The 3433-nt window shown below is 59.7% G+C and carries 4 protein-coding genes; 1 reads left to right on the top strand and 3 read right to left on the bottom strand.

The window, feature by feature from the left end:
* Nucleotides 1–1133 (top strand): toprim domain-containing protein (locus ACIQ0G_RS10680; RefSeq protein WP_397577886.1); only part of this gene is annotated, 1133 nt, incomplete at its 5' end.
* Nucleotides 1134–1256: 123 nt separating this feature from the next.
* Here ACIQ0G_RS10680 and ACIQ0G_RS10675 read toward each other — a convergent pair.
* The 3 genes from ACIQ0G_RS10675 to ACIQ0G_RS10665 form a co-directional block, all read right to left on the bottom strand.
* Nucleotides 1257–2048 carry a LysR family transcriptional regulator gene (locus tag ACIQ0G_RS10675; RefSeq protein WP_397577885.1) on the bottom strand — a complete coding sequence of 264 codons (792 nt, stop codon included), beginning with the start codon at nucleotides 2046–2048 and terminating at the stop codon, nucleotides 1257–1259.
* 7 nt (nucleotides 2049–2055) lie between these two features.
* Entirely contained in the window at nucleotides 2056–2466 is a 411-nt protein-coding gene (apaG, locus tag ACIQ0G_RS10670) for a Co2+/Mg2+ efflux protein ApaG (RefSeq protein ID WP_397577884.1), read from the bottom strand.
* Nucleotides 2463–3433, bottom strand: a 971-nt coding sequence (locus tag ACIQ0G_RS10665) for a trans-sulfuration enzyme family protein (protein ID WP_397577883.1), incomplete at its 5' end; no start/stop codon positions are given. The genes ACIQ0G_RS10665 and apaG, both read right to left, overlap by 4 nt.

Raw genomic sequence — 3433 nt, 5'->3', positions numbered from 1 at the left:
TTGGCACCCGCGCCTGCGCGACCACAGAGTTTTTCTGTGGCACGCAAGATTTCCCCGATGCGCAAGGCCGCGTCGAATGGGCGATTTCGTGGCCGCTGTATTCCGACGGTTCGTACAGCTGGTATTGTAACACCATTCCGACCCCCGATGGCGGCACCCATGAAGCCGGCGTTCGCGCTGCGCTGACCAAGGGCTTGCGCGCCTTTGGTGAATTGATTGGCCAGAAAAAAGCGGCGCAGATATCGGCGGAAGACATTTTCAACGAAGCCGAATTGATGTTGTCGGTGTTCATCCGCAACCCGCAATTCCAAAGCCAGACCAAAGACCGGCTGACCTCACCCGAAGCCACGCGCTTGGTGGAAAACGCCGTGCGGGACCATTTCGACCATTATCTTGCCGACAATATGGAACGCGGCAAGGCGTTGATGGGCTTCATCCTGGAAAAGGTCGACGACCGCCTGCGCCGCAAGGCCGAGCGTGAGGTCAAACGCACAACCGGCAGCGCAAAGCAAGCGCGTGACCGCAAGACGCAGGCGATTCTGCCGATCCGGGGTAAAATCCTGAACGTCGCGTCGGCCACCGCAGACAAAATCCGCGCCAACAACGAAATCGCGGATCTTCAGCTCGCGCTTGGCTGTGGCACGCGCAAGGACTGCAACCCCGACAATTTGCGCTATGAACGCATCATCATCATGACCGATGCGGATGTCGACGGCGCGCATATCGCGACCTTGCTGATGACATTCTTCTTTCAGGAAATGTCCGAAATCGTGAAAGCCGGGCATCTCTTCCTCGCGCGGCCGCCGCTCTATCGCCTGACGCATGGCAGCCAAAGCGTATACGCCGCCGACGACGCGCACCGCGCCGAATTGGAAGCGACCGTGTTCAAGGGCAAGAAAGTCGACGTTGGCCGGTTCAAGGGGCTGGGTGAAATGAACCCGAACCAGTTGAAAGAAACGACGATGGACCCCGCGACCCGCTCGCTGATCCGCATTACCCTGCCGCATGAATATGAACGGCGTGCAGTGGTCAATGACCTAGTCGACCGGTTGATGGGCAAAAATCCGGAGCACCGGTTCAACTTCATTCAGGAAAATGCTGCGCAGTTGGACGAGGACACGATTGACGCTTGATGCGTCACATATCCTCTATCACCAGCCGTCACCCTGAACTTGGTTCAGGGTCTTAATTTTTGCAGCGAAGGCAAAAGAAAGTAAGATGCTGAAACAAGTTCAGCATGACGGTGGGTCTGATCGTCAGGCCGTTAAAGCCTCAACCAAGGCCTTGACCTTTTTCTGCCGCCATTGCGGCAAGGGTGCGACCAGCCAATAGGCCTCTTCGCTTTCTTTCGCGTTGTCGACCGCGCGTATTTTTCCGCTCGCCAAATCGGCTTCGGCCAAAAGCAGCGGCACGGTCGCCCGGCCCAGCCCAATGGCGGCCGCGTCAATCGCAAGGCCCGCATCGGCGAGCCGAAGCGCAGCCACGCCGTCGGCCACAGGGCAATTGGGCCAGCTAATCGGCGTTTCCGCCCCGCCTTCGGGTGCAGCGACGGTCACATGCGCGCCAGCGGCCAGCTTGACACCTTCATGCTCGCCGGGGCCAGTGGCCAAACGGATGGCGAGGTCAAGATTGGCTTCGGTAAAATCGACAGCCTCGTCCGCCGCCACCAAAGTGAAGCGGGTATCAGGATTTGCCTTACTGAATTTCGCCAACCGCGCGGCCAGCCACTTGGCGGTGAAATCGCGCGGCGCAGCGATGGTCAGCGAATTGGAGGATTGCCCCGCCTGCATCGCGCGGACGGACTCTTCAAACTGTAGGAAGCCTGCACGCAGCGCATCAAGGCCGTTTGCCGCCTCGTCCGTCAGCTCAAGGCCTTTGGGTGTCCGGCGGAAGAGAACGACGCCCAACATATCTTCCAGCGCGCGTATCTGTTGGCCGACGGCCGCTGGGGTCACCGCAAGCTCGTCCGCCGCCTTGGTAAAGCTTAAATGCCGCGCCGAAGCGTCCAGCACGCGTAGGCCATTTAAGGGCAGATGCGTACGCTTCATCGGATGCTCAACGCGCTATGGCCGGGGCGACCAGCGTAAAGCGCGGAATTTCGGCGAGGAATGTCGTGCCATCTTCGCGGATGAAACGATATTGCCCCTCCATCATGCCGCTGGGCGTCGGCAGTGGGCAGCCAGACACATAATCATGGCTTTCGCCGGGTTTCAGCAACGGCTGTTCGCCGACCACGCCATCGCCATCGACATGGTTGATTGTGCCGCGACCGTCGGTGATGCGCCAATGCCGCGTCATCAATTGCACCGGTTCATCGCCGCCATTTTCGATGCGGATATGATAGGACCAAAACCAGCGGCCTTGCGCGGGGACCGATTGTTCGTGCAGAAAATTGGGTGACACGCGGACGGTCACGCCCTCAGTCGTTGCGCTGACCGCAAAAAAGGAATCGAGGATGCTCGTCACAGCCCCGCGGCCCTGAGCGCCTGATCCAGATCGTCGATCAGATCGGCGGGATCTTCCAAGCCAACATTGATGCGGATCATCCCTTCGCCAACACCCATGGCTTCGCGGCCTTCGGGACCCATGCCGTGGTGGGTGGAGGACGCGGGGTGGCACATCAGGCTGCGCGCATCGCCGATATTGTTCGAAATATCGATCAGCTGCAGCGCGTTAAGCAAGGCGTGCGCCTGCTTGCGGCCACCATCGACTTCAAAGGAAAAAATCGGCCCGCAGGCTTTCATCTGGCTCATGGCGAGATTATGCTGCGGGTGGCTGGCAAGACCGGGATGCATGATATGCGGCACGCGGCCTTCAAGGAATTTGCCAACAAGCAGCGCGTTTTCCGACTGCCGCATCGCGCGCAGTTCCAGCGTTTCCAAACCCTTATGCACGACCCAAGCGTTGAATGGCGACAGATTGGGTCCGGTGTTGCGCTGAAACGGCAGCAGCACGTCATCGATCCATTGTTGCGAACCACAGACGGCACCGGCAAGCACTCGGCCCTGCCCGTCCATCAGCTTCGTTGCGCTATAGGCGACGACATCTGCGCCATAATCCATCGGCCGTTGCAGCACGCTGGTGGCAAAGGCGTTGTCGACCACCGTGGTGATGCCATGTTCTTTGGCGAGGCCGCAGACATAGGCCATGTCGACAATGTCCATCGTCGGGTTGGCGGGCGTTTCAAAGAAGAACACTTTGGTGTTCGGCTGAATCGCCGCTTTCCACGCATCATTGTCGCGGCTGTCGATGGTGGTCGTGCTGATACCCCATTTGGGCAGCAAAGTGTCCGTCAACCAACGGCACGAGCCAAAGGCCGCGCGGGCGGCAACCACATGGTCACCCTGTGACAATTGGCACAGCAACGCCGTCGTCATCGCCGCCATGCCCGTGGCTTGCGCGCGGCATGCCTCGGCCCCTTCCATCAGCGCAA

It is taken from the genome of Sphingorhabdus sp., assembly GCF_044354325.1.
Lineage (GTDB): Bacteria > Pseudomonadota > Alphaproteobacteria > Sphingomonadales > Sphingomonadaceae > Sphingorhabdus_B.
This window is presented reverse-complemented; position numbering and strand designations above follow the sequence as displayed.

Bases quoted from the DNA above. Each gene is read 5' to 3' on its own strand.
- ACIQ0G_RS10675 (WP_397577885.1), bottom strand. From the start codon at position 2,048: ATGAAGCGTACGCATCTGCCCTTAAATGGCCTACGCGTGCTGGACGCT.